The following is a 24,180-nucleotide window of genomic DNA, read 5'->3' on the forward strand; positions in this document are numbered from 1 at the left end:
TCATGAATCAATATGGCCAAAAGCGGATTGTCGTAACCGGTTGCGGCATAGTCAGTCCCTTGGGGTGCGGGGTCGAAAAGGTATGGCACAGATTGTTGCGTGGCCGCTCAGGCATTGGCTTGCTGCCAGGCAGCGTCAGTGACGGCACCGGTGTTTCCGTCGCAGGTCAGGTGCCGACCCTAGGAGAAGACCCGGTTGCCGGATATGCCCCGGATAGCGTGATCCCGATGAAAGAGCGCAAGAAGATGGACCGCTTCATCGAGTTCGCGCTCGTTGCTGCTCATGAAGCGCTCGCGCAGGCGGGTTGGCATCCTGACTCTGAAGTGGAACAACAGCGCACGGCGACCGTTATTGCGTCGGGGGTTGGCGGTTTTGGCGCCATTGCCGAAGCTGTGCGTGTCACGGATACCCGTGGACCTCGCAGGCTGTCGCCATTCACTGCGCCATCCTTTCTGGCGAACATGGCAGCTGGACAGATTTCCATCCGTTATGGTTTCAAAGGGCCGCTGGGTGCACCCGTGACTGCCTGCGCAGCCGGCGTGCAAGCCATTGGCGACGCAGCGCGGTTGATCAGAAGCGGTGAGGCCGACATTGCAATCTGCGGTGGTGCCGAGGCCGCCATTGATCGCGTCACCCTGGGGTGCTTCGCTGCGGCTCGTGCGCTTTCAACCAGCTTTGCGGGTCGACCGCAAGAGGCTTCACGCCCGTTTGACCGGGACCGTGACGGTTTCGTCATGGCTGAAGGGGCAGGCCTGCTGGTCATTGAATCACTGGAGCATGCTCTGGCGCGGGGCGCGACGCCGCTTGCGGAACTGACAGGCTATGGCACCAGTGCGGATGCCTATCACCTGACCGCCGGACCGGAAGACGGTGGCGGTGCCCGCAGGGCGATGGCGCAGGCACTGCATCAAGGTGGCGCAGGGGTTGATGAGGTGCAGCATATCAATGCTCACGCCACTTCCACGCCTGTCGGTGACAAGGGTGAGCTGGCTGCGATTCGCTCATTGTTCGGCACTCGATCAGGAGTCGCCATCAGTTCTACGAAATCGGCCACCGGACATTTGCTGGGTGCTGCCGGCGGAGTCGAAGCAGTTTTCACGGTGCTGGCATTAAGAGACCAGATCGTGCCCCCCACATTGAACCTCACCCACCCCGATGAGGCTGCCGAAGGGCTTGACCTGGTGGCCATGGTCGCCCGAGAGACCCCGATCGTTCATGCCCTTTCAAACGGGTTCGGATTTGGCGGGGTCAATGCCAGCGTTCTCTTTCGTCGCTGGGAAGGCAGGCCGTAAGTCATTTGAGCCTGGAAAGTGCTTTGTAACCGCCTGGCGGATTACTTGCGCCGCACCCGCGGCGCAAGTCCTGTCAATTGCTGCCGAACGCATGCCCAAGCCAGGTGCAGGGCATTGCGCAACGCCACTGCATCGGCGCTCATCACGCGTACGGACACGCCGCAATCGTTCGGCAATGCGCTGACGCCCTGGTAGCTATCGGCAACGTCGTGCAATGCCTCGCGCAACGTCCGCTTCAAATCCTCTACCGGCAAACCCTGACCCACCAGCATGAACGTTGCCAAGGCTTGCCGTTGTCCGCTCACGCCGGGCAGTCGGCGTTGCAGGTCTGCCCCGGTCATTGCCAGTCGGTCACCGGCCAGCAGTTTTCCGGCCGGGCTATAAACCTGCAGATCGGCGCGGTAAAAGCCGGGCAGCCCTTCGCTGCCAGGAGGTGTGTGCAGGCAGAATGCATCGCACAGCAGCACCCGCGCACCGGGGTGCAGTGTCACGTCCACCTGGCTGTGCAGCCGCGTCTGTGGAAACAGGATGGTAGCCATCGGCAGGTACTCCAGCAGCGCGTCGGGTTCGGCGACCAGTGTCACGGTCTGCCGCGCCGACTGCTCGAGCATGCTGTGCGCGACCGTCGCAGCGCCGGTGCTGACGTGCACTTGTGTGCCTGGCCCTGCGTGCAGATGCAGGTGCAGTTGTTCCCCGGCGAACAGGCCTCCCGAGCACGATTGCAGGTAGACCGCTGCCATGCCGGGCGGGTCTTGCGGCAGGGTCAGGGTACGCCCCAGATGGAAGGGGTAGCCTACTTCCTGACGAGACACATAGCTGGCCCCGGAAGGCGCCTTGCTGAAGGCAATATGCGCCGTGCTTCTGGTCTGTGCAGGCAGTGCCGATTGATGGGCGTTCATATGCGGTCAAACAACACGGCACGGCTTATCGCTTCAACCACCGCGTCGACGCCCTCGCCAGTGTTGCAGTTGGTAAACAGCACCGGCTGGCCGTTGCGCGCCTGCGCCGACTCGCGTCGCATGCGCGGCAGGTCGACACCCACATAGGGTGCCAGGTCGTATTTATTGACCACCAGCAGGTCGCAGCTCAAAACGCCGGGGCCGCGTTTGCGCGGGATATCGTCGCCGCCTGCCACATCAATGACGAAAATCCAGTAGTCCACCAGATCCAGCGAAAAAGTCGAGGCCAGGTTGTCGCCGCCGGATTCGATCAGTACCAGATCCAGATTGCCGAAGCGCGCTTCCAGCTCATCGGCCATTTGCAGGTTGAGGGTCGGGTCTTCACGAATGGCCGTGTGCGGGCAGGCGCCGGTTTCTACCGCACGAACCCGCTGTGGGTCGATCAGCCCGCTGCGTTGTACACGCTCGGCATCCTCACGGGTCGCAAGGTCATTGGTGATGATCGCCAGCTCTGTACCACGCGCGATGAAGCGCGGGATCAGTTGTTCCAGCAGACGGGTCTTGCCCGAGCCGACCGGCCCGCCGATGCCGACGCGCGCTGCGCCGGGATGGGGGGGCGCATCGGTCTGTCCGGAACTCGGGGCGGGGGCATTCATGGTTTGGCTCATTGTCGGGATTCCTGTGCGGGGAGGGTTTCAACGCAGCATGTAGCGTTGCGCAAGCGGCACTTCGCTGACCGGCTCGCAGTGCAGGCGCTCGCCGTCGGCGTACACGTCGAAAGTCTGCGGGTCTACGCGGATGTCCGGGCAGGCATCGTTGTGCAGCATGTCGGACTTGCGCAGGGTGCGAGTGCCGAACGCGGGCAGCAGTTGCTTCTTCAGCCCCAGGCGCGTTGCGGTGTCGGCCTCGACGGCAAGACGGTTGACGAAGTTGACCGACAGCGCCTGTTTCGCCTCGCCAAATGCCCCCCATTGCGGGCGCATCACCAAGGGTTCGCAGGTGTACAGCGAGGCGGCGGAATCGCCCATCACGGCGTGCACGATGAAGCCACCCTTGACCACCAGCTCCGGCTTGATGCCAAAGAAGGCCGGCCGCCAGAGCACCAGATCGGCCAGCTTGCCGGGCTCCAGAGAACCTATGTAGCTGTCGATGCCGAACACCCGCGCGGCGTTGATGGTGTATTTGGCGATGTAGCGCTTGATCCGTTCGTTGTCGCCCTGCGCTGTGTTTTCCTCTGGCAGGCGACCGCGCTGGTCTTTCATTTTCGACGCCAGTTGCCAGGTCCGGCAGATCACCTCGTTGATACGGCCCATGCCCTGGCTGTCTGAGCCCAGGATCGAAATGGCGCCGGTGTCGTGCAGGATGTCCTCGGCGGCGATGGTCTGCGGGCGCACCCGCGATTCGGCGAACGCTACGTCTTCCGGCACGTCCGGATTGAGGTGGTGGCAGACCATGATCATGTCCAGGTGCTCGTCGAACGTATTCACGGTGTAGGGGTTGGTCGGGTTGGTCGAGGAGGGGATGCAGTTGCTTTTGCCAGCGACGCTGATGATGTCCGGCGCGTGTCCGCCGCCTGCACCCTCAGTGTGGTACATGTGGATGGTGCGGTCGCCGATGGCCGCCAGCGTGTCTTCGAGAAAACCGGATTCATTGAGCGTGTCGGTGTGCAACTGGACTTGAAAATCGTATTCGTCGGCGACTTTCAGGCAGGTGTCGATCACCGCCGGCATGGCGCCCCAGTCCTCGTGGATCTTCAGCCCCAGACAACCGCCGCGCAGTTGCCCGAGCAGCGATTCGGGCTTGCTGGAATTGCCGCGTCCCAGAAAGCCGAAGTTGATCGGCCAGGCTTCGGCAGCCTGTAACATCTTGCCGACGTTCCACTCCCCGCCACAGTCGATGCCGACCGTGATCGGCCCCAGTGAGCCGCCGATCAGTGTGGTCAGACCTGCTGCCAGCGCGTGATCGCAGAGTTGCGCGGAGTCGAAATGCACATGCACGTCGATGCCGCCGGGGGTGACGATCAGGCCCTCGGCATCGCGTACGGTCGTGGCGACGCCGCAGATCAGTTGCGGGTGTACGCCGTCCATGATCTGCGGGTTGCCGGCCTTGCCAATGGCAACGATCCTGCCGTCCTTGATGCCGATGTCGCCTTTGACGATGCCGATCACCGGGTCGATGATCAGCGCGTTGCAGATCAGCATATCGAGGGCACCGTCGGCGCTGTCATGCCCGGGCATCAGGCCCATGCCGTCGCGCAGCGTCTTGCCACCGCCATGCAGGCACTCATCGCCGGGCACCGAGTGGTCGAACTCGACTTCGGCCAGCAGCGAGGTGTCGCCCAGCCGCACGCCATCGCCAGTCGTGGGGCCGTACATGGCGGCGTATTCCTTGCGCGTCATCGTCGCCATGCCTCAGGCCCCCTTGAAGTATTGGGCGCGGGCACGTTCCAGCGCTGCGAGCTTGCAGGCCGGATCGTGCAGGTTGCCGTTGGTCAGGCCACTGAAACCGTGGATGTCGCCGGTACCGCCAAACTGCACCAGATGCACTTCGCGCAGCTCGCCGGGTTCGAAGCGCACCGCCGTGCCTGCGGGAATATCCAGGTGCATGCCGAAGGCACTTTCACGCGGGAAATCCAGCGCCTTGTTGACCTCGAAAAAATGATAGTGACTGCCGATCTGCACCGGCCGGTCGCCGGTATTGATCGCGCGCAGGGTGGCGGTCGGGCGGTCGCCGTTCAGGTGGATATCGCCGTCAGGTGAAAGAATCTCCCCCGGTGTGGGCATGACCGCCAGCGGCAGTCGGCCCGGCCGGATCGGTTGATGCACGGTGACCAGTTTGGTGCCGTCCGCAAACGTGCCCTCGACCTGCAGCACCGGCAGCAACTCGACGACCCCTGGCATCACGTCATCGGTATTGAGGATCGTCGAGCCGAAACCGATCAGCTCGGCGACGCTGCGACCTTCACGCGCACCTTCGAGGATTTCGTCGGCGATCAGTGCCGAGGCTTCCGGGAAGTTCAGGCGCAGGCCCTTGTTGCGACGTTTGCGCGACAGTTCGGCGGCGGTGTACAGCGTGAGTCGTTCAAGTTCGGTAGGGGTCAGCAGCATGAGGGGGCTCCAGAGCGGTCAGTAGACGGCCGGTCAATTGGCGAACAGGCGCAGGTCCTGGGTTTCGTGACGCATCACGGCGATTTCGGCCATGGGTGTGAAGCCGCACGCGTCGTCCGGTTCAGGCGGCTCCTGCGCCAGCAACTCGGTGATCAGCGGTTGAATATCGGTCAGCACCCGTTGCGCATCGATGTGGCCCATGACCCCGAGCCGTACGGCGGCGCTGACCAGCCCGGTACACAAAGCGTGCGCGGCAGCCAGTTGGCAGTGATCGCGGTGCATGCCCAGGTGGTTCCACAGCAAGCCCTGCACCACGGGCAAATGGCCCGGTGTGTGACCTGCCAGAATCTGCTGCTGATAGGACGCCGCGCCCGATGTGCCCAGCGCGACATGCACGCCCAGCAATGCCTGGCCGACACGTCGTGAGCCCTGGCGCAGTTCTTCGGCCAGGGTCAGCGCTTCGATCCGGGCGTCCAGAGCCATCAACTCTGGCTGGTCATCAGCCGCGTGCCAGGCGGCGAGCAGAAACACTCGATCAAAACTGTTCCAGCGATGGCGCAACTGGCCTTCGACGAAGCCGTGCACCTCGGCACTGCGGCTATGGCGAACAGTCCGTTGCCGGCGTCGTGGCGCGACGATTTCGCCGTGGCCAAGGTGCCCGTCAGCGACCAGCGTTTCCAGACCCCACGACCACGCCACTGCGCCGCCGGGAAAGAAACTGTCGGCCTGCTGCAGGGCCAGCAACAGGCTGCTCGAGGCGTTCATGCGCGTTGCACCCGGCCGTCCGCGAGCATGGGCGCCAGACGTTCGAGGTAGTCAGCTTCCGGACCGTTGAGCGGGATCTGCAAGGTGTTTCCGGCAAAGCGCACCGCCCAGTGCATATTGCCGGCGAAATAACCCAGTTCCAGCGCGGCGGCCGCGTCGCGCGGTTGCAGGTCGAGGTATTCCTGATCCTGCATTTGCACGACGATGGCGCGTTGACTGTCGAGCATCAGTACCGAGCCGTTGCGCAGTTGCTGATGGCGTTCCAGGCGAATCGCGCAATCGGTGCCCCGATCACTGGCCAGGCGCAGGCGATGGCGCTGAATGTCACTGCCGGACAGGCTCAGGGTTTCGACCTGACCGGCGTGGCTCAGGTCATGCAGGCGGTCGGCGAGGGCGGGGTCGCTGGCCTGGCCCAGAATGCGGTCGAGTATCAGCATGGCGATGGCTCCTGTGCGTTGTTCAGATTGTCAGGTAGCGCAGGATGCGCTCGCGGTCGACGGTTTCGCGGACCTCGCTGTGGACGAATTCGCCTTTTTCGATGATCAGGTAGCGGTCTGCCACCGCCATGGCGAACGACAGCACCTGCTCGGAAACAATCAGCGAAAACCCGCGTTCCTTTTTCAGCAGGTTGAGGGCTTTGGCGATGTCCTTGATGATCGAGGGCTGGATGCCTTCGGTGGGCTCATCGAGGATCAATACCTTGGGGTTGGAGACCAGCGCGCGGGCGATGGCCAACTGTTGTTGCTGGCCGCCGGACAGGTTGCCGCCCTTGCGTCGACGCATCTCGAACAGCACCGGGAAGTATTCGAAGATGTAGTCGGGAATCGGCGCGGCGGGCGCACCCTGCATGCCGGTCAGGATGTTTTCCTCGACACTCAGATAGGGAAAAATCATCCGCCCCTGAGGCACGAAACCGACCCCGGCGGCGACCCGCTCGTAGCTCTTGCTGCCGGTCAGTTCCTGCCCGGCCAGGGTGATGCTGCCGCTGCGCGTCGGCAACATGCCGACCAGGCTTCTGAGCAGCGTGGTCTTGCCCATGCCGTTGCGGCCCATGACCGCGAGTGACTCGCCTGCCGCCAGCTCCAGGCTGAGGTCGCGCAACACGTGGCTGTCGCCGTAATACACATTGAGGTGAGAGACATTCAGCATGTTCAGTGCCCCAGGTAGACGTCGATGACGCGAGGATCGTTCTGCACCTGATCCATCGAGCCGTAGGCCAGGGTCTTGCCCTGATGCAGGACGGTGACCTTGTCGGCCACCGATTTCACGAACTCCATGTCGTGCTCGATGATGACCATCGCGCGACCCTTGGCGATGAGCTTGAGCAGGCCTGCGGTTTTCTCCCGCTCGCCTGCGCTCATGCCGGCGACGGGCTCGTCGAGCAGCAGCAGTTCCGGACGCTGCATCAACAGCATGCCGATCTCCAGCCACTGCTTCTGGCCGTGGGACAACAGCCCGGCCTTGCGTCCCAACTGGTCCTTGAGAAAGATCATTTCGGCGGTCTGATCGATTTCGGCATTCAGCGCTGCGTTCTTGCCGGCGAACAGGCAGTTGAAGATGCCGCGCTTGTCCGGCGAGGAAATGTCGAGGTTTTCGCGCACGGTGAGGTCTTCGTAGACTGACGGGTTCTGAAACTTGCGGCCCACGCCTGCGCGGGTGATCTGGTACTCGATCATGTTCGCCAGTTGCAGGTCCTTGAAGCGGATGCTGCCGGCACTCGGGCGGGTCTTGCCGCAAATCATGTCGAGCAAGGTGGTCTTGCCCGCGCCATTGGGCCCGATCACCACATGCACCTGGTTTTCCTCGACATAGAAATTGAGGTTGTCGACCGCCTTGAAACCGTCGAATGACACGGTCAGGTCTTCGACACTCAGTAACATCGCGCTCATGACTGCGTCTCCTTGTTGCTCAGCCGCTGCAGCAGCCCGGCCAGCCCGGTGGGCAGGAACAGCACCACGGCCATGAACAGGAAACCGATGAAGTACTGCCAGAAACTGACGAAGTTTTCCGACAGCCAGGTTTTGGCCGTACCGATCAACAGCGTGCCGTACACCGCACCCACCAGCGAGAGGCGTCCACCCAGCGCGGCGTAGATGACGATCTCGGTGGACGGAATGATGCCCACCAGCGAGGGCGACGCCAGCCCGACCTGCAAGGTGAACATCACCCCGCCCAGCGCGGAAATCAGTGCGGCCACGGCAAAAATGAAGGCCTTGAACAGCGCAGTGTTGTAGCCGGAGAAACGTACCCGGTCTTCGCGATCACGGATCGCCACGATCACCTTGCCCAGACGGCTGCGCAGAATGAACCCGCACATCGCGACGCTGGCCAGCAGCAACAGTGTGGTGATCAGGTAGAGAATCCAGGGCGTCTGGGGCGTCTGCAGGCTCAGGCCGAAGGCAGTCTTGAAATCGGTCAGGCCATTCACGCCTCCGGTGTAGCCCTGTTGGCCGATGATCATGATCGACATGATCGAGGCCAGTGACAGGGTAATGATCGAGAAGTACACGCCGCCCACGCGCTTTTTGAAGTACGCATAACTGAACAGAAACGCCAGCAGCGCAGGTAGGATCAGGATCGCTGCCAGGGTAAAGGTTGCCGACTCGAACGGCTTCCACCACCAAGGCAGGGCTTCAACGCTGTTCCAGATCATGAAGTCCGGCAGTGCCGAGCCGTAGAAAGCGGCGAGGGCGCTGGCCGCTTCGTCCGTGGCGGTGGCTTCGAGTTTGAGGTACATCGCCATCATGTAGCTGCCCAGGCCGAAGAAGATCCCCTGGCCGAGACTGAGGATGCCGCCGTAGCCCCAGATCATCACCATGCCCACTGCGCAGAACGCCAGGCTCAGGTATTTGCCGGCCAGACCGAGGCGAAAATCGCCTAGCATCAATGGCAACGCCACCAGCAACAGCAGCGACAGCCAGATCAGGCTGTAGCGCTCAATCAGCGTCAACCAGCCACCCGCTGGCTTGCCGGGGCCAGACACATTGGCCTGCGGCCGGAGCGTCGGCTTTTCAGTCATGTCATTCATCTCAACGTCTCACTTTCGTGGCGAACAGGCCGTTGGGGCGGAAGAACAGCAGCACGATGACCACCAGCAGGGTGATCGCCTTGGCCATGGAACCGGTGGTCAGGTATTCCAGCGAAACCTGGGTCTGACCGATGGCGAACGCCGAAAGGAAGGTGCCCAGCAAGCTTTCCACGCCGCCGAATACGACGACGATGAAGGTGTCCACCAGGTACTGCTGACCGCTGACCGGGCCGGTGGACGCAAGCATGGTGAACGAACTGCCGGCAATGCCCGCCAGGCCGCAGCCCAGCGCGAAGGTCACCGAATCGACTCGCGCGGTATTGATCCCGGCCGCACCGGCCATGGCGCGGTTCTGAGTCACTGCGCGAATGCGCAGGCCCCAGCGACTGCGGTAGAGAAACAGGAACACCGCAGCAGCAATCACGAAGGTCAGACCGATGATGAAAATCCGGTTGAGGGGCAGTTCCAGCCCATCGCTGATTTTCCATGCGCCCTGCAACCACTGCACGGTGGGCACGCTGACTTCCTTGGGGCCGAAGACCTGACGGAACAGCTGCTGCAGGACCAGAGACAGCCCCCAGGTCGCCAGCAGGGTGTCGAGCGGTCGGTTGTACATGAAGCGAATGAAGCAGCGCTCCAGCAGTAGACCGAAAGCAAAGGTCACCACAAAGGCCATCCCGATGCCGATGATGAAATACCAGCCCATGAGCTCGGGAAAGTAGCGCTGAAACACCACTGAGGTGACGTAGGTCATGTATGAGCCCATCGCCATCAGTTCGCCGTGCGCCATGTTGATCACGCCCATCAGGCCGAACACGATGGTCAGCCCGAGTGCCATCAGCACCAGCACGGAAAACAGCGAGAACCCGCTGAAGACTTGCATTACCAGCGTATCGAGAGTCATGCCGTCGCTACCTGTTGCTGCACATTGACGAAAGCGGGCGCGAAGCGGATCGCGCCCGGGCCGGGATCAGAGTTTCGGAAAGGGGTTGGGCTCGATCGGTGCCGACTCGTAGATCACGTCGACCTGGCCCTGCGCATTGAGGGTGCCGATGCGCGCACGCTTCCATAGGTGGTGGTTGTCCTTGTGCACCTTGATCTCGCCTTCAGGCGCATCGAGGGTCAGTTCCGAGGATGCGGCGATCACTTTCGGCACGTCGAAACTGCCTGCCTTCTCAACGGCTTTTTTCCACAGGTACACCGCGGTGTACGCCGCCGCCATCGGATCACCGACGACGCGCTGCTGCCCATAGCGCGTCTTGAACGCCTGAACGAACTTCTCGTTGACCGGGTTTTTCAGGCTCTGGAAATAGCTCATGCAGGTCAGGAAGCCGACGAGGTTTTCCGCACCGATGCCGGTGACTTCCTCTTCGGTGATCGCCAGCCCCATCAGCGTCTGGTTGGTGCTGTCGATACCCGCGGCCTTGAGCTGTTTGTAGAACGCCACGTTGGAGCCGCCGACGATGGTCGACAGTACGATGTCCGGCTTGGCTGCCTTGATCTTGTTGATCACCGAGGAAAACTCGATGGCCCCCAGCGGCAGATAATCTTCGCCGACGATGGAACCGCCCTGTTTGGTCACCGATGCCCGCGCCAGCTTGTTGGTGGTGCGTGGCCAGATGTAGTCGGAGCCGACCAGATAGACGCTCTTGCCCTTATTGGCCATCAGCCAGGTAACGGCCGCCAGGGTCTGCTGCGAGGCCTCGGCACCGGTGTAGATAATGGCCGGGGATTTCTCCAGCCCTTCATAGAAGGTCGGGTAGTAGAGCAGGCCCTTGTTGCGCTCGAAGACCGGCAGCACCGCTTTGCGCGAGGCCGAGGTGAACGCGCCAAAGGTGACCGCGACGTGGTCGTTTTCCAGCAGCTTGCGGGCTTTCTCGGCAAAGGTCGGCCAGTCGCTGGCACCGTCCTCGATGATCGGTTCGATGGTTTTGCCCATCACGCCGCCACTGGCGTTGATTTCTTCGATGGCCAGTTTTTCTGCGTCGACAACCGAGGCTTCACTGATGGCCATGGTGCCGGTCAGCGAGTGGATGATGCCGACTTTCACGGCCTCGTTCGCCTGCGCCTGACCGATCAGGGAAAACGGCAGCAGGCTGATAGCACCCAGCAACAGAGCATGCTTGATCAAACGGCGTTTGTCGTTGTGCATTCACTTATCTCCCAGGAATAAAAAAAGCCCGACGTCCCGGCCAAATCAATGGGCGGGAGGTCAGGCTTTTGTGCCGAATCTGGCGGGACAACTGCGTCCGATCCAGTCGTACGCGAGGTGTTTCCCTACTTGCCGAGAGGGGCGTAGGGCAAACAGCTGGCGCGATGTCTCAGGAGGAACTTAGCAAGGGCAATGCCAACTGGCGAAACCGCTCTTTGCGCGCGTTTCCAAACCCACAGGCAGAGCCCCCCTACATTAATTGCACGCACAAACCGACATGCGCCGCTTTGGCGCGAACAGGGCTCCTGCGCACCAAAAGCGTGACGCAGAAGCCCCTTTTTTTTCGCGATATGTACTCGTTCAGGCACTGAAATATTGTGCTTTTGTAGGAGCGAACTTGTTCGCGAAGGCACTGTTCAGGGCGACATGAAGCCCAAGAATGTACGCCCGTCTTCGCCAACGAATTTGCTTTTCCCCGACGCGCCGCGTCACGCATGGCCCGCTCCCTGCATGAGCCTGCCTGACACCCTCGCAGGGTCTCTTGCCACACGCCCATTCTCGGCAGGTGTGGAAGGCCCCTCGCACGACTGGTCCTGACACTGCTGTCACGCCAGCCCCAGGCACAACCGCCTGAGAGCCACCGTTGAATCCACGGTTATTCGCTCAGTCTTCTTTTCAGGCTCCCGGCCACCTGCGGGCGTCTCATCTCACGTGAAAGGTTTATAGGCATGACTGACCCGTCGATCCGCATAGGAGGTCTGTTTTCCAATACCGGCGTCACCGCTGCCGGTGAGTGTTCAACAATGCGCGGCGCACAGTTTGCAATTCATCAGATCAATGCGGCCGGGGGCGTGAATGGCCGTCCTCTGGAACTGATCACCCGCAACCCGGATTCCACGCCTGCGCTGTTTGCCATGCATGTCGAATCGCTGATTCGCGAAGAGAACCTGCGGTTTTTCTTCGGTTGCTACACCTCGGCGGCGCGCAAGGCCGTATTGCCTGTCGTCGAACGCTACAACGCATTGCTGCTCTATCCGGTGTACTACGAGGGCTTCGAGTATTCGCGCAACATCATTTACACCGGCGCCACGCCGAACCACAACGCAGTGCCACTGGGCAGCTACATGTTCGATCACTTCGGCAGTCGCGTGCTGATGATCGGCTCCGAGTATGTCTACCCGTATGAAACCAACCGGTTGATGAGCGACCTGCTTTACGAGCGGGGCGGCAGCAAGCTGGGTGAATACTACTTGCCACTGAAAAACGCCAGGGCAGAGGACTTCGCCAGGCTCATGGTCAAGGCGAGGGAGCTGAAACCCTCGTTCATCTTTTCGACAGTGGTCGGCGACACCATGGCGCACCTGTATCAGGCCTACGCTGATGCCGGTTTCGATCCTGCGGTCATGCCGATCGCCAGTGTCACCACCAGCGAAACCGATATTCAGCAGATGGGCGTCCATCTGGGCACCGGGCACATTTCGGCAGCGACCTATTTCCAGTCGATCGACACGCCGCTCAACCGCCAGTGCATCGCCCAGTACCGGGAAATGTTTGGCCAGCATCAGGTGACCGACCGCTGCTGGGAGGCTGCTTACTTTCAGGTCCATCTGCTGGCCAAGGCGATCGCCCGTGCAGGCAGTACCGAAGTGGAGAGTGTGTTGCAGACCATGCGCGGTCTGGAATACGACGCACCGCAGGGACGGGTGCGTATCGATGAGCACAATCACCATACCTACCTGTACTCGCGGATCGGCCGTGCCAATGCCGACGGGCAGTTCGACATCCTTTACGAAAGTCAGAAAGCGCTTAAGCCCGATCCTTATGCGGTGGCGCCTGACTTCAATGGCTGGTCCAGCCTGACCGGGAGGCGTCCATGACCCTGCGTGCCGCCAAGAAACGTTTGCGCAACGACAGTGCAGGCGGCATCAAGGACCTGCGCGATATCAGCGTGCTGGTGATGCATCCCGATGACGAAGACGGTCGCAACCTGATCGCTCAGTTGCAGCGCATCGGTTGTCAGGTGCGGGTGCAATGGCCGATCCCCGAGCGTCTGCACAGCGAGGCTGATGTGATCGTACTGGCGGTATCGCCGGAGAGCCTGTCGACCAACACGCCCTGGCTGCTGCACCACTCGACGCCACCGATCATTCCGGTGATCGCCTATGAAAACCCGATCATCGTCGAGGCGCTGGTGCAGCTCAACGCCTGTTCGGTGATTCCGTCGCCGGTCCGGTCGTTCGGCCTGCTGACCGCCCTGGCCATCACCCTCAGCCAGGCCCGCAAGACGCGGGAACGGGAAAAACACGTCAAGCGCCTGGAAGGGCGCATGGCGGTCATGCGCACCGTGCAGCAGGCCAAGATCATCCTGATGGAAACCAAGGGCCTGTCCGAGACGGACGCCTACAACGCGTTGCGTGATCAGGCAATGGCCAAGCGCGAACCGGTGGAAAAAATCGCCGAGGCGCTGGTCAAGGCCCATGAACTGTTTCAACAAGCCTGTTCCTGACAGCTTGCAGACAAGCTTCGAGTGTCGGCCCTCCAGGGCCTGATCCTCTTCTGCGCGGACGGTTGCCATACGCCCTGAACTGGCAGGTATGGAACACCGCGTGGCGACCGGCGCGGACAACGACGTCCTCCGGATCGAGCCCAGGCCTGTGCGCCCTGCGCAGGCGGCTCCAGTCAATGACTGCCTGAACCCGGGCTGTCCTTACCGTTATCTGGAGAACACCATGTCCGTAAAACGCCCCAGCAAAGCCGACTTTTTGATTGCCGCCCAGGACCATGGCTACGACCTGTCAGACAGCCAGATGGAGTCGTTCCTCAGTCTTGCAGACGAAACTCTGGGTTCCTACGAAGCCATTGATACCCTGTACGCTGCCCATGTCGCCCAGCCTGCGCCGTTGCGCGAACACAGCACGCCGGCTGCGGCCGAGAACCTGCATGGGGCCTGGTACGTCAAGACACACATTGCCGGTGCTGCCAGCGGCCCGCTGGCAGGCAGAACGGTGGTCATCAAGGACAACGTCTCGGTGGCCGGTGTGCCCATGGCCAATGGCTCTCTGAGCCTTGATGGTTACGTGCCGTCCGAAGACGCCACGGTGGTCAGGCGCCTGCTGGCTGCCGGTGCGACGGTCGTCGGCAAGTCGGTATGCGAAGACCTGTGTTTCTCCGGAGCCAGTTTTACCTCGGCCACCGGCGCGGTGAAAAACCCCTGGGACCTGACCCGCAACGCAGGCGGTTCATCCAGCGGCAGCGCCGTGCTGGTCGCCCTGCAGGAGGTGGACATGGCCATCGGTGGCGATCAGGGTGGGTCGATCCGCATGCCGTCGGCCTGGAGCGGCATCGTCGGACACAAACCTACCTACAGCCTGGTGCCTTACACCGGCGCCTTCCCGATTGAACGGACCATCGACCATGTCGGGCCGATGGCCAACAACGTACGCGACTGCGCGATCATGCTCGACGTGATCGCCGGCGCCGACGGGCTCGATTCACGACAGAAAAACCCGCCAGCCGTCAGCTGCGTCGCGACCCTCGATCAGGGCGTTGCGGGCTTGAAAATAGGTCTGCTGCGTGAGGGGTTTGCGATTCCCGGCATGTCCGAGCCGCAGGTTGATGCACTGGTTCGCGCCGCCGTGGCGCGACTGGAAGATCTCGGTGCGACGGTCGGTGACGCCAGTGCGCCCTGGCACCGCGGAGTGGCGCTGGACATGTGGAATGTCATTGCCACTGATGGCGCGGCCTACCAGATGCTGCAAGGCAACGGTTATGGCATGAACGTCGACGGGTACTACGATCCCGACATCATGAGTTACTTCGGCGCCAAACGTCGCGAACACGCCAATGCATTGTCCAGCAGCGTGCGTTCCGCGGCACTCACCGGGCATTACAGCCTGAAAAACCTGCACGGTGCTTATTACGCCAAGGCGCGGATGCTGGTGCCGGAGCTCACCCGCCAATACGATGAAGCTTTCAAGCACTTCGACGTGCTGGTAATGCCGACCATGCCGTTCGTGGCCACCCCACTGACCGCCGCCGACGCGCCGATTGAAGAGTACGTGCACAGCGCGTTGAACATGCTGGCCAACACTGCACCTTTCGACCTGACCGGCCACCCGGCCACGTCAGTCCCCGCAGGTCTGGCCGAGGGACTGCCGGTCGCCATGATGATCGTTGCGCCACGCTTCAAGGATGCCCTGGCGTTGCGTGTCGCGCAGGCTTATGAAAGTGCTCGCGGAGCGTTTCCCACGCCGCCGGGTGTTTGAGTTCAGCGTTTGAACGGGGCATACATTACTCGATGTGAGTGTGTATGCATCCGTGACACCTCAACACTCCGCGCCTTGTAAAGCAGGTCGGGTGCGAAGAATGCACTGACGACCTGCACGTCATCCCCAACCTTGATTATCAGCCCCTCACGGCTAGGTCTGCGACCTGCTCATGGACCTGGCCGGCCCGCAACGAACAAAAATTGATCCAGGGCAAAACCTGCACGTCTACAGTGCTCCAATGTAACGAAAATAATTGTTATGTCGGTGATCCGGCCGATATAGGCCTACGTATGCAGCCCTCAGCCTACCTAAGCCTTCTAGAACAGGAGTTCCATGGATCCGCGTCTTGCTGGACTTTCCTTCTTGCTGACCCTGGGCTGGACTGGCGCTGTCATTCTTGTCATCTGGTTTTATGCCTGATGAAAAAGAGGTGTTCAACGTCGATAAAGGAGTGGTGTTCGAAGCGCTCTTCGCTGACGACCGGCAGCCTGTCTGTGTGATGGCGAAATAGCGGTCCTAAAGCTGTTCCGTTTGATGCCGATGTTAATACTACAGCTACCTGCCAGGTGGAGTCGGTCATTCCATCCAGCGCTGACGGCCTGACAGTTCGCGCTATGGACGGCATTGAGAAAGACGATTAACCGGCTTGATCGGCAGCCTTCATAGTCCACACATCGGTGTGTCTGACAGGGCTCGCAGAGACCGGCGCTTCATAACAATACTTCCATTGATGCTTACTCGCAGAGTATTTCCGCATGTCGACCACTATTGAAAGCACCCACAGGGCCGGGCTGGAACTTGATCTTCACTCGCTGATGACGGCCATTGACCGTTCCCAGGCGATGATCGAGTTCGATCTCGAAGGCAATATCCTGCGGGCCAACACCAATTTTCTGGATTGCGTCGGCTATCGGCTGGATGAGGTCCAGGGTCGGCATCACCGTATGTTCTGCACGCCGGAACATGCGTCGAGCCTCGAATATGCAGCGTTCTGGGAAAAGCTGGGCAAGGGCGCTTTCGACGAAGGGCAGTACAAGCGCCTAGGCAAGAACGGGCGCGAGATCTGGTTGCAGGCGACTTATAACCCGGTGTTCGACGAGCAGGGCAATCCGTTCAAGGTGGTGAAGTTCGCCACGGACGTCACTGCGCAACGCAAGTCCAATGCCGAGTACGAAGGCAAGGTCGCGGCCATTGATCGCTCGCAGGGCATCATCGAGTTCGACCTGAACGGTCGCGTGCTCAACGCCAACGAAAACTTTCTCAAGGTCTTGGGCTATCGTCTGGACGAGATTCAGGGTCAGCACCATCGCATGTTCTGCGAAGACGACTACCTGAACAGTCCGGCCTACCGTGCCTTTTGGGCCAAGCTGGAACGTGGCGAGTATGACTCCGGGGAATACAAGCGCATCGGCAAGAACGGTCGCGAGCTGTGGATCAGCGCCACTTACAACCCGATCCTTGACCCGGATGGTCGTCCTTACAAGGTCGTGAAGTTCGCCAACGATGTCACCGAGAGCCGCGTTCGCCAAGCCGAGTCCGCAGGCAAGGTGACGGCCATCGAGCGCTCCCAGGCGGTGATCGAATTCGATCTGACCGGCAAGGTGCTGCACGCCAACCGTAATTTCCTGGCGGTATTCGGCTACGATCTCGACGAAATCGTCGGCGAACACCACCGCATGTTCTGCTCCGAGGAATTCGTCAGCAGCCTGCAGTATCGTGAGCTCTGGGAGAAGCTGGGGCGCGGCGAATACGACGCCAACGAATACAAGCGCAAGCGCAAGGACGGTAAGGAGATCTGGATTCAGGCGACTTACAACCCGATCTTCGATGCACAGGGCAAACCCTACAAGATCGTCAAGTTCGCGCTCGACGTAACTGTGGCCAAGGAAACCAGCGTCGAGGACCAGGGCAAGGTGAATGCCATCGACCGCGCCCAGGCCGTCATCGAATTCGACATGGCCGGCAACATCATCACCGCCAATGCCAACTTCCTCAAAGCGCTGGGTTACGGCCTGCTGGAAATCAAAGGCAAGCATCACCGTATCTTCTGTGAGGAAGAATACGTGCGCGGCACCGAGTACCGTGAATTCTGGCACGGGCTGGGGCAGGGCGAGTTCTACTCCGGGCGCTTCATGCGTGTCAGCAAGTACGGGCAGAAGATCTGGATTCAGGCGACGTACAGCCCGATTTTCGACCACGACGGCTTGCCGTTCAAAGTGGTGAAATTCGCCTCTGACATTACCCGTCAGGTCGAGATGGAACAGGCGATAGAGGCCAAGACCCGCGCCATGGGCGACTCGGTGAAAGCACTGATGAACGCCATTTCCTACGTCGCAAAAAGTACCGAGACGGCCACCGATCTGGCCAGAATGACGCGTGAGCAGGCCAGTGCCGGTTCGCAGACGCTGGTCAAGGCATCCGACGCGATGGGCATGATTGCCAAGTCCGCCGAGGGCATTCAGGACATCATTCAGGTGATCAGCGAGATCGCCAGCCAGACCAACATGCTGGCCTTCAACGCGGCTATCGAAGCGGCCCGGGCCGGTGAGCACGGCCTGGGATTCTCGGTGGTGGCCGACGAGGTGCGCAAGCTGGCCGAGAAGTCCTCGCGTGCGACCAAGGAAATCAACAAGCTGATTCTCGAAACGGTCAGCCGGATCGAGTCGGGCAACGAGATTTCGCGCAGTGCCGGCGAAGCCTTCGAACACATCGTGGAAGGCGTGATGCAGACCACCCAGGCGATCGACGGGATCAACACAGCGACCGAGAAACAACGCCTGTCGGCGCAGGAAGTGGAAGCACTGATCGTCGAGCTGCATAAAGCCAACCTGACCGGCTACACCGAAACTCTGGACAAGGTATCCATCGGACAGCCTGCATGAGCAGCCTGAATGCCTATGGCGTCGTGCAGATCAATGGTGTGTACCTGGCGGTGGTTGCCGATGCGTTGATGGAGGCCGTGCACTGGCCTGCTGATCTGCATCCTCATCCATTGACCCGGGGTGCGCTGCGTGGGGTGTTTACCTTGCGCGGCAAACCGGTGCCATTGGTCGACCTGCGGGCGCAACTGGCGGAGGGCGGCGATATGTCTTCGCCGACGCCGCTGGTGGCGATTCTCAAGTACGGCGGTGGTTACCTCGGGCTGGCGATCGACGCGGTGTGCGACATTCTCAAGGCCCGTGATTCTCAGTTCAGTCCGCTGGGACCATCTGGCAGCAGTGTCGGGCTGCTGCCCTCTCTGCTGCTCGGCGCTGAAGAGTCGCGGATGATCTACAAGCTCGACCTTGCCTTCATGAGTGGTTTGCCAGGCGTACTGTTCGCTGCCGATCCGAACGCGCAAGTGCTCAAGGACGAGGCGCTGGCCGCCAAGAGCCGCTTGCTGCACTACCTGGTGTTCGAGTGCGACGGCCGTAACTTCTGTATCGATGCCAGCGTTGTGACCGAGTTAGTGGACGATCCCGAGATCACGGCGTCGGATTTTGCCAGTGACTGCTGCTTTGGCGTCACCTCGGTGCGTGGCACCAAGGTGCCGGCGCTCAATCTGTCCGAGGTGCTTGGCCTTGACCATCAGCGTCAGACGTCCAAGCCGCAGTTACTGCTGTTGACTGCGCCGGACGGGCGGGTGTGCGGGTTTGGCTACGACCGCATGGTCGCCATTCAGCGTCAGGATCCGGACAGCCTGTTGGCGGCACCGGGTTACGGCCTGCCGCATCCAGAGTTGCTGGCCGGGGTAATGAACCTGGAGGAGGGGCAGCAGGCCTTACTGCTTGACCATCCGATGCTGTTGCAGCGTCCGGAAGTCAAAAGCTACACCCAGGTTTACCAGCATGACGTCAAACCTGCCCAGGCTTCGCATGATGTGACTAAGGCCATGCTGCGCCACGCCTGCCTGTTGTTCGATGCGCCGACCCGCTTCGTCGCACCGCTGAGTCAGATAGTGGAGATCATGAGCATGCCGCCGCAACTGATCGGCCTGTCGCAGCCGGAAACGCATTTGCTGGGGCAGTTCAATCTGCGCGGCGAACAGGTGCCGCTGATCTGCCTGAGCAGCCTGCTGGGCGAAGGGGCGCAGGTCCAGGGTGAAGCGTCGCGGGTATTGATCGTGCGTGGCGAGCGGCTGTGCTTTGGTTTTGCAGTGAACCGCGTGGATGCGATCGACGCGTTCAATCAGTTCGATCCGGCCATGCTGGAACAGGGCTGGCAAGCCAATACCGGCAAGGGCATTTCGGTCAATGACCGGGTCCGTTCGCTGGTCAGCGTAGGCACTCAGGAGCGCAGTTGGCGCGCGACCCTGCTCGATCTGCAGGGCCTGGCCAGGCAACTGGAATGCAACGTCAATCAGCGCCGCGCCGTGCAATCAGTCTGAACCGAATGCTCCGCGCGTGGCCTTATTTGAGTGTCCACCAGCGGAGTCAACGACCATGACTGACAAGAAAGACGAGAAAAAACCGGAACCGCAAAGCGATGTGCCTGCGCATTCGACGCCGGAGGAAAAGGAACGTCTGAAAGACTTCAACAAGGACGGCATCCCGCCTGGGGTTTGCTGACAGCTGTTGAATGCTTTTCCCGAAGCGCCCGGCCTTTTGCAGGCCGGGCGTTTTCGTATCAGGCCCTTGTGTTTCAGTCGCCGCCCTTGGCGAAGTCCAGCAACCCGGCACCCTCCATCCGGTAACGAACCCATTCACTTTGCGGTGCCGCGCCGATGGCTTCGTAGAACTGGATGGCTGGCTCGTTCCAGTCCAGAACGCTCCATTCCAGGCGGCCACAATCGTTGGCCACCGCTTCGCGAGCGATATGTCGAAGCAGTGCGCGTCCAGCGCCGATGCTGCGTTTCTCCGGCGTGACATACAGGTCCTCCAGATACACACCATTGCGTCCCAGCCAGGTCGAGTAGCTGTAGAAATAGACGGCATAGCCAACGGGCTTGCCGTCATCCAGGCACATCAGCGCCTTGGCAGGTGCGTTGTCGGCGAACAGGCTGCGTTGAATATCGTCGGCACTGGCCTTGACCTCGTGCCCGGCGCGTTCATAGATGGCAAGTTCGGTGATGAACGCCAGAATCTGACTGGCATCAGAGGCAATGGCTGGGCGGATTTCGAGGGACACGCAGGGCACTCCTTGGCTAATGGGCGCAGCATGATAGCCGCACTCGCCAGGCGCTCGATAGTCAGGCGTCGCGCAGCAGGTCGTTGGCGTTGAGCAACTGATAGGCGATCTGTGGACGTGCCTCCAGCGCGCGGCGGATGGCGGCAGGTATCGATTGACGCGTCTTGCGACACAGCCCGACCTTTTCCTCGACGACAATGCTGATGCCGCGCATGGTGCGCACTTCGTTGAAGCCCGGCGCGACGTCGACACGCACGCCCAGTTGCTGGGAAATCTTGCGCTGCATGTGCTCCAGATCTTCCAGGCTTTCGATACGCTCCAGGCGATCCAGCAGGGTTTTTTCCGCGTCGCGGGTCAGCAGCAGAATCCGCAGGTCTGCATCTTCCGCGTCCAGCAGCTCGCGCTTGCAGTCGCAAGCGCCGGGCGGGCAGGGGGTTCGGATTTTGACAGGCGGGTTCATGGCGGCCAGCATAGCGATGTATCAGGGTGTGTGGCCATAGTCTGCGCAGCCAATTTTCATCACGGCTGGCGGCGCTTATCGCTGTGCGCTATGTTGCTTGGATATCCATTCAGGTGCACGCCATGTCCTGTCCGCAAGTCTGTGCCGGTGCCGTGCTGCAATGCAGTTTCGGCGCAGCCCCGGCCGTTTTGAATGTGTTGCCGGTCAATCGCGTGCTGACCAGCGGCATGCCAGCGGCGACGATCATGGACCATATTCCACTGGTCAATGTACCCACCTTCGGCATGTGCATGAGTATTGCCAACCCGATGGTCGCTGCTGCCACAGCCGCCGCGCTGGGTGTGCTGACCCCGATGCCCTGCATGCCTGCCACTGCCACGCCGTGGATTCCAGGCGGCGCACCGACGGTGTTATTGGGCAATATGCCGGCTATCGACGCCAACAGTACCCTGATGTGCAACTGGGCCGGCGTCATCAAGATTGCCATGCCGGGGCAGGTGCAGATGTTGATTCCCTGAGCTCCGGTTATTCGTCCGGAGCCGACTGCTGCGTCCACCACCAGCGCAGGCGTGAGACAGGTTTGCCTTGCGCGTCCAGCGGGCGGCCGTCTTCGGCGAATTGCTGTTGCTGATCGAGCTGTTGACCGTTCAGATAGCGCGCTTCGAATGAAACGTTGCCGTTGCTGTGAAAGCGCCGATACAGACCGTCTCGCACGCCATCCCGGTAATGCTCCAGTTCTGCCGGCTGCCCGTCGGGGTAATGAATGCTGGCGTCGCCGTGCAGCAGCCCGTTGTGATGCGTCGCGCGCCGCTGCAAAAGGCCTTCCGGCGAATAATAGCTCGCGATGCCGTGCAGTCTGTCGTTCACATAGGGTAACTGCGCCGACACTTTGCCATTCGGATGGTAGGTAAGGCTCATGCCGTGCAGCGCGCCATTACTGTAATTCAGACTTGCCAGCGGCCGGCCGTTTTCTTCGATTCGCAAAGGACCGTTCAGTTTGCCGTCATGAAGTCGTCCGGCCAGTTGAGCGTTACCGCTTTGTACATCCACCACTTCAGATCCGGCCATTGCCGTCCACCTCAGTTGACTTTCACCAGACCGCCCTTGAGGGTCAGCATGCCGCCACCATCCACGGTCTGTGACGCGCTGGCCTTGTTGATCAGGCTGACGCCTGCGTCGTTGGTCAGGGTTGTCCCTGCTTTGTTATCCAGCGTGGTGCCGGCTTGATTGATCAGCGCTGTTCCCGCCTTGTGGCTGATGGCGGTACTGGCCTGCGTCGCCAGATCGGCACCACTCTCAATGCCGAAACTACCGCCGCTTTCCAGGGTGATGGTGCCGGTAACCTTGATGGTCAGGTTGCCATCCACGCTCAGGCTGTAGTTGCCAGTGACCTTGTCGGTGTAATTGCCGCCTGTGCTGTGGGTCTGGTCGCCGCCGACCGTCACGCTGCGGGTATCTTTGACGTCCAGCGTGTCGCTGCCGGTCTGGATGGCCACACTGCGTTTGCCCTTTTCCAGCGTGACGGTTTCGTCGCCTTCCTTGACCGTGCGGGTACGGGCGTTCTGTACCGTCAGGGTCTCATTGTGGCCGACGGTGACCGTGGTGTCGTTGAGCACGTTGGTCTTGAAGTCTTTCTGCGCTTGCAGGAAGACCTCTTCGGCGTCTTTCTTGTCCTCGAAGCGCAGCTCGTTGAAACCGCCGCCGCCTTTTGAGGAGTTGGTCTTGATGCCCGATTGCGTCTGATTGGCGGGCAGCGCATAGGGCAGGGCATTGTCGCCGTTGTACACGCAGCCGCTGACCAGTGGCCGGTCCGGGTCGCCGTCGATAAAGGTGACTATCACTTCCTGGCCGATGCGCGGCACGAACTGCATGCCGAAGCCCTTGCCGCTCCACGGCAGCACCACACGCACCCAGCAGGAACTGCTTTCATCATGCTTGCCGTCGCGATCCCAAGGGAACTGGATCTTGATCCGGCCATATTCATCGGTCCAGATTTCCTCGCCTGCCTTGCCGACCACGATGGCCGTCTGGGTATGCATGCGCGGCTTGGACGTTATACGCACCGGGCGATAGGCTGTGGCCTTGGGAATGGCCTCGAAACGATTGCGATAGCTTTCATGGTTGGCTTCGTGACTCACCGCCGTCACAACCCAGTCGATATTCAGGGTTGCATCGTCATGCCCGCCGAGGGTGAAAAAGTGCCCCGGCACCAGCCAACGGCAATCGCTTTCGCCAACAAGACGTTGCTCCTGGCTACGCAGGCCATCAACCCGTTGCTTGGTCAGTGCGTCGCCCTGAGCCTTGGCGATATAACCTCCCGGATGCTCATACATCGACAGCGGTCCGGCCTTGGCTTCGGCTTTGCTGTACAGCGACGTTGCAGGCGTGGCAAAGGCATAATCAGTCGCCGAGTAGACCCCGGAAACCGCCTGTAACACCAGTTGCCCGGAACGAATCCCGTGCAACTCCCGATCGCCCATCTGCTGGCCCAGATACTTTACCGCCGGGCCATTGGGCAGCGGCGGGAATGCATCGTTACTGTCCGCCAGCACCAGCGTGTGCTTGCCTGAGTCATGGGTGAAGAACCAGAAAATTCCTTCTTCTTCCAGCAATCGCGAGACAAACGCGAAATCCGTCTCGCCGTACTGCACGCAATACTCGCGAGGCGTGTAACTGCCGGTCAGCGACAGCTTGAAATCACTGAAACCGTGAGCGGTGAAGATCGACGTGACAATGTCCGACGTCGCCAGATTCTGAAACACCCGGTTGTTGCTCGCCAACGTCAACCACCATAACCACGGCCGCAACAGCACTTGATAACGGTCTGCCGAAGCGTCCGCCGGCAACTGACGAATCTCTGCAACCAGCGCATCCAGCGGGCGCTGCATCGCGTCGTTGTGCAGGGTCAGGGTGACGTGAGAAGCAATAGCCGTGGTCAGCGTCAACGGCGCATCGCACTGGCCATGTAGTACCTGCTGGCCAAGGTTGTTGAGGGATTCCTCGCCGCTGACCGACTCCGGGTACAGCGCGGTGAGGGCTGTGCCGGTCAGGGAGAGGGTGGTTGTGGTGTCGGTTGGGCGGGGCATGAACTTATCTCAAGACG

At 61.0% G+C, this 24,180-nt stretch carries 23 protein-coding genes; 8 read left to right on the forward strand and 15 right to left on the reverse strand.

From position 1 onward, the window contains the following. Positions 1–2 precede the first annotated feature (2 nt). Positions 3–1,292 (forward strand): beta-ketoacyl-ACP synthase II, encoded by a 1,290-nt coding sequence (gene fabF / locus BLR20_RS01910; protein ID WP_054992995.1) that lies wholly within the window; start codon positions 3–5, stop codon positions 1,290–1,292. A 41-nt stretch (positions 1,293–1,333) separates the two neighbouring features. Here the strand turns inward: fabF and BLR20_RS01915 are convergent, their stop codons facing one another. The 11 genes from BLR20_RS01915 to urtA form a co-directional block, all read right to left on the reverse strand. Continuing rightward, positions 1,334–2,191 carry an urease accessory protein UreD gene (locus tag BLR20_RS01915; RefSeq protein ID WP_054992994.1) on the reverse strand — a complete coding sequence of 286 codons (858 nt, stop codon included), beginning with the start codon at positions 2,189–2,191 and terminating at the stop codon, positions 1,334–1,336. Further along, a complete protein-coding gene (ureG, locus tag BLR20_RS01920; RefSeq protein ID WP_074594315.1) occupies positions 2,188–2,859 on the reverse strand; it encodes an urease accessory protein UreG in 672 nt (223 codons plus the stop codon). The genes BLR20_RS01915 and ureG overlap by 4 nt, the downstream gene beginning before the upstream one ends. 27 nt (positions 2,860–2,886) lie before the next feature. After that, the gene (ureC, locus tag BLR20_RS01925; protein WP_054992993.1) at positions 2,887–4,599 is read right to left on the reverse strand and encodes an urease subunit alpha; all 1,713 of its coding nucleotides are present in this window, start codon (positions 4,597–4,599) and stop codon (positions 2,887–2,889) included. A gap of 3 nt (positions 4,600–4,602) precedes the next feature. After that, complete coding sequence (locus BLR20_RS01930; RefSeq protein ID WP_054992992.1) at positions 4,603–5,298, reverse strand: urease subunit beta; 696 nt, start codon at positions 5,296–5,298, stop codon at positions 4,603–4,605. Between the two features lie 33 nt (positions 5,299–5,331). Next, entirely contained in the window at positions 5,332–6,063 is a 732-nt protein-coding gene (locus tag BLR20_RS01935; protein ID WP_054992991.1) for an urease accessory protein UreF, read from the reverse strand. Beyond that, the gene (gene ureE / locus BLR20_RS01940; protein WP_032614639.1) at positions 6,060–6,500 is read right to left on the reverse strand and encodes an urease accessory protein UreE; all 441 of its coding nucleotides are present in this window, start codon (positions 6,498–6,500) and stop codon (positions 6,060–6,062) included. Before ureE ends, BLR20_RS01935 begins: the two co-directional genes overlap by 4 nt. 22 nt (positions 6,501–6,522) lie before the next feature. After that, positions 6,523–7,212, reverse strand: a complete 690-nt coding sequence (gene urtE / locus BLR20_RS01945) for an urea ABC transporter ATP-binding subunit UrtE (protein WP_003432976.1) — start codon at positions 7,210–7,212, stop codon at positions 6,523–6,525. 2 nt (positions 7,213–7,214) lie between these two features. After that, positions 7,215–7,952 carry an urea ABC transporter ATP-binding protein UrtD gene (gene urtD, locus BLR20_RS01950; protein ID WP_003367067.1) on the reverse strand — a complete coding sequence of 246 codons (738 nt, stop codon included), beginning with the start codon at positions 7,950–7,952 and terminating at the stop codon, positions 7,215–7,217. Further along, the gene (urtC, locus tag BLR20_RS01955; protein WP_010430657.1) at positions 7,949–9,091 is read right to left on the reverse strand and encodes an urea ABC transporter permease subunit UrtC; all 1,143 of its coding nucleotides are present in this window, start codon (positions 9,089–9,091) and stop codon (positions 7,949–7,951) included. The genes urtD and urtC overlap by 4 nt, the downstream gene beginning before the upstream one ends. A 1-nt stretch (position 9,092) precedes the next feature. Further along, a complete protein-coding gene (gene urtB, locus BLR20_RS01960) occupies positions 9,093–9,995 on the reverse strand; it encodes an urea ABC transporter permease subunit UrtB (RefSeq protein ID WP_003432973.1) in 903 nt (300 codons plus the stop codon). Between the two features lie 66 nt (positions 9,996–10,061). Beyond that, on the reverse strand, positions 10,062–11,243 hold the full coding sequence (gene urtA, locus BLR20_RS01965) for an urea ABC transporter substrate-binding protein (protein ID WP_032614641.1): 1,182 nt from the start codon (positions 11,241–11,243) through the stop codon (positions 10,062–10,064). Positions 11,244–11,971: 728 nt separating this feature from the next. Here urtA and BLR20_RS01975 point away from each other — a divergent pair. The 6 genes from BLR20_RS01975 to BLR20_RS28215 all read left to right on the forward strand — a co-directional run bounded on the left by BLR20_RS01975 (position 11,972) and on the right by BLR20_RS28215 (position 20,058). Further along, the gene (locus BLR20_RS01975) at positions 11,972–13,120 is read left to right on the forward strand and encodes a transporter substrate-binding domain-containing protein (RefSeq protein WP_004412535.1); all 1,149 of its coding nucleotides are present in this window, start codon (positions 11,972–11,974) and stop codon (positions 13,118–13,120) included. After that, positions 13,117–13,749, forward strand: a complete 633-nt coding sequence (locus tag BLR20_RS01980) for an ANTAR domain-containing response regulator (protein ID WP_003407311.1) — start codon at positions 13,117–13,119, stop codon at positions 13,747–13,749. The genes BLR20_RS01975 and BLR20_RS01980 overlap by 4 nt, the downstream gene beginning before the upstream one ends. An 88-nt stretch (positions 13,750–13,837) precedes the next feature. After that, on the forward strand, positions 13,838–15,508 hold the full coding sequence (locus tag BLR20_RS01985; RefSeq protein WP_202907609.1) for an amidase: 1,671 nt from the start codon (positions 13,838–13,840) through the stop codon (positions 15,506–15,508). Between the two features lie 758 nt (positions 15,509–16,266). After that, positions 16,267–18,393 (forward strand): methyl-accepting chemotaxis protein, encoded by a 2,127-nt coding sequence (locus BLR20_RS01990; protein WP_032614643.1) that lies wholly within the window; start codon positions 16,267–16,269, stop codon positions 18,391–18,393. Beyond that, entirely contained in the window at positions 18,390–19,877 is a 1,488-nt protein-coding gene (locus BLR20_RS01995; protein ID WP_054992990.1) for a chemotaxis protein CheW, read from the forward strand. Before BLR20_RS01990 ends, BLR20_RS01995 begins: the two co-directional genes overlap by 4 nt. Positions 19,878–19,932: 55 nt before the next feature. Beyond that, entirely contained in the window at positions 19,933–20,058 is a 126-nt protein-coding gene (locus BLR20_RS28215) for a hypothetical protein (RefSeq protein WP_003315538.1), read from the forward strand. Between the two features lie 73 nt (positions 20,059–20,131). Here BLR20_RS28215 and BLR20_RS02005 read toward each other — a convergent pair whose 3' ends face one another. Further along, complete coding sequence (locus BLR20_RS02005; RefSeq protein WP_054992989.1) at positions 20,132–20,617, reverse strand: GNAT family N-acetyltransferase; 486 nt, start codon at positions 20,615–20,617, stop codon at positions 20,132–20,134. 61 nt (positions 20,618–20,678) lie between these two features. Next, positions 20,679–21,077 (reverse strand): hypothetical protein, encoded by a 399-nt coding sequence (locus tag BLR20_RS02010; protein WP_010430683.1) that lies wholly within the window; start codon positions 21,075–21,077, stop codon positions 20,679–20,681. 122 nt (positions 21,078–21,199) lie between these two features. Here BLR20_RS02010 and BLR20_RS02015 point away from each other — a divergent pair, with 122 nt between their 5' ends. Then, positions 21,200–21,595, forward strand: coding sequence for a DUF4280 domain-containing protein (locus BLR20_RS02015; protein WP_054992988.1), 396 nt, complete (start codon positions 21,200–21,202; stop codon positions 21,593–21,595). Positions 21,596–21,602: 7 nt separating this feature from the next. Here BLR20_RS02015 and BLR20_RS02020 read toward each other — a convergent pair whose 3' ends face one another. After that, on the reverse strand, positions 21,603–22,145 hold the full coding sequence (locus tag BLR20_RS02020; RefSeq protein ID WP_054992987.1) for a toxin-antitoxin system YwqK family antitoxin: 543 nt from the start codon (positions 22,143–22,145) through the stop codon (positions 21,603–21,605). Positions 22,146–22,156: 11 nt separating this feature from the next. After that, on the reverse strand, positions 22,157–24,163 hold the full coding sequence (locus BLR20_RS02025) for a type VI secretion system Vgr family protein (protein WP_010430692.1): 2,007 nt from the start codon (positions 24,161–24,163) through the stop codon (positions 22,157–22,159). Between the last annotated feature and the right edge of the window lie 17 nt (positions 24,164–24,180).

The organism is Pseudomonas congelans (assembly GCF_900103225.1).
Classification (GTDB): Bacteria; Pseudomonadota; Gammaproteobacteria; order Pseudomonadales; family Pseudomonadaceae; genus Aquipseudomonas; species Aquipseudomonas congelans.

What these genes read in the sequence shown, in the direction of transcription:
- fabF (WP_054992995.1), top strand. Translation starts at nt 3, where the DNA reads ATGAATCAATATGGCCAAAAGCGGATTGTCGTAACCGGTTGCGGCATA.
- BLR20_RS01915 (WP_054992994.1), bottom strand. Translation starts at nt 2,191, where the DNA reads ATGAACGCCCATCAATCGGCACTGCCTGCACAGACCAGAAGCACGGCG.
- ureG (WP_074594315.1), bottom strand. Translation starts at nt 2,859, where the DNA reads ATGAGCCAAACCATGAATGCCCCCGCCCCGAGTTCCGGACAGACCGAT.
- ureC (WP_054992993.1), bottom strand. Translation starts at nt 4,599, where the DNA reads ATGGCGACGATGACGCGCAAGGAATACGCCGCCATGTACGGCCCCACG.
- BLR20_RS01930 (WP_054992992.1), bottom strand. Translation starts at nt 5,298, where the DNA reads ATGCTGCTGACCCCTACCGAACTTGAACGACTCACGCTGTACACCGCC.
- BLR20_RS01935 (WP_054992991.1), bottom strand. Translation starts at nt 6,063, where the DNA reads ATGAACGCCTCGAGCAGCCTGTTGCTGGCCCTGCAGCAGGCCGACAGT.
- ureE (WP_032614639.1), bottom strand. Translation starts at nt 6,500, where the DNA reads ATGCTGATACTCGACCGCATTCTGGGCCAGGCCAGCGACCCCGCCCTC.
- urtE (WP_003432976.1), bottom strand. Translation starts at nt 7,212, where the DNA reads ATGCTGAATGTCTCTCACCTCAATGTGTATTACGGCGACAGCCACGTG.
- urtD (WP_003367067.1), bottom strand. Translation starts at nt 7,952, where the DNA reads ATGAGCGCGATGTTACTGAGTGTCGAAGACCTGACCGTGTCATTCGAC.
- urtC (WP_010430657.1), bottom strand. Translation starts at nt 9,091, where the DNA reads ATGAATGACATGACTGAAAAGCCGACGCTCCGGCCGCAGGCCAATGTG.
- urtB (WP_003432973.1), bottom strand. Translation starts at nt 9,995, where the DNA reads ATGACTCTCGATACGCTGGTAATGCAAGTCTTCAGCGGGTTCTCGCTG.
- urtA (WP_032614641.1), bottom strand. Translation starts at nt 11,243, where the DNA reads ATGCACAACGACAAACGCCGTTTGATCAAGCATGCTCTGTTGCTGGGT.
- BLR20_RS01975 (WP_004412535.1), top strand. Translation starts at nt 11,972, where the DNA reads ATGACTGACCCGTCGATCCGCATAGGAGGTCTGTTTTCCAATACCGGC.
- BLR20_RS01980 (WP_003407311.1), top strand. Translation starts at nt 13,117, where the DNA reads ATGACCCTGCGTGCCGCCAAGAAACGTTTGCGCAACGACAGTGCAGGC.
- BLR20_RS01985 (WP_202907609.1), top strand. Translation starts at nt 13,838, where the DNA reads ATGGAACACCGCGTGGCGACCGGCGCGGACAACGACGTCCTCCGGATC.
- BLR20_RS01990 (WP_032614643.1), top strand. Translation starts at nt 16,267, where the DNA reads ATGTCGACCACTATTGAAAGCACCCACAGGGCCGGGCTGGAACTTGAT.
- BLR20_RS01995 (WP_054992990.1), top strand. Translation starts at nt 18,390, where the DNA reads ATGAGCAGCCTGAATGCCTATGGCGTCGTGCAGATCAATGGTGTGTAC.
- BLR20_RS28215 (WP_003315538.1), top strand. Translation starts at nt 19,933, where the DNA reads ATGACTGACAAGAAAGACGAGAAAAAACCGGAACCGCAAAGCGATGTG.
- BLR20_RS02010 (WP_010430683.1), bottom strand. Translation starts at nt 21,077, where the DNA reads ATGAACCCGCCTGTCAAAATCCGAACCCCCTGCCCGCCCGGCGCTTGC.
- BLR20_RS02015 (WP_054992988.1), top strand. Translation starts at nt 21,200, where the DNA reads ATGTCCTGTCCGCAAGTCTGTGCCGGTGCCGTGCTGCAATGCAGTTTC.
- BLR20_RS02020 (WP_054992987.1), bottom strand. Translation starts at nt 22,145, where the DNA reads ATGGCCGGATCTGAAGTGGTGGATGTACAAAGCGGTAACGCTCAACTG.
- BLR20_RS02025 (WP_010430692.1), bottom strand. Translation starts at nt 24,163, where the DNA reads ATGCCCCGCCCAACCGACACCACAACCACCCTCTCCCTGACCGGCACA.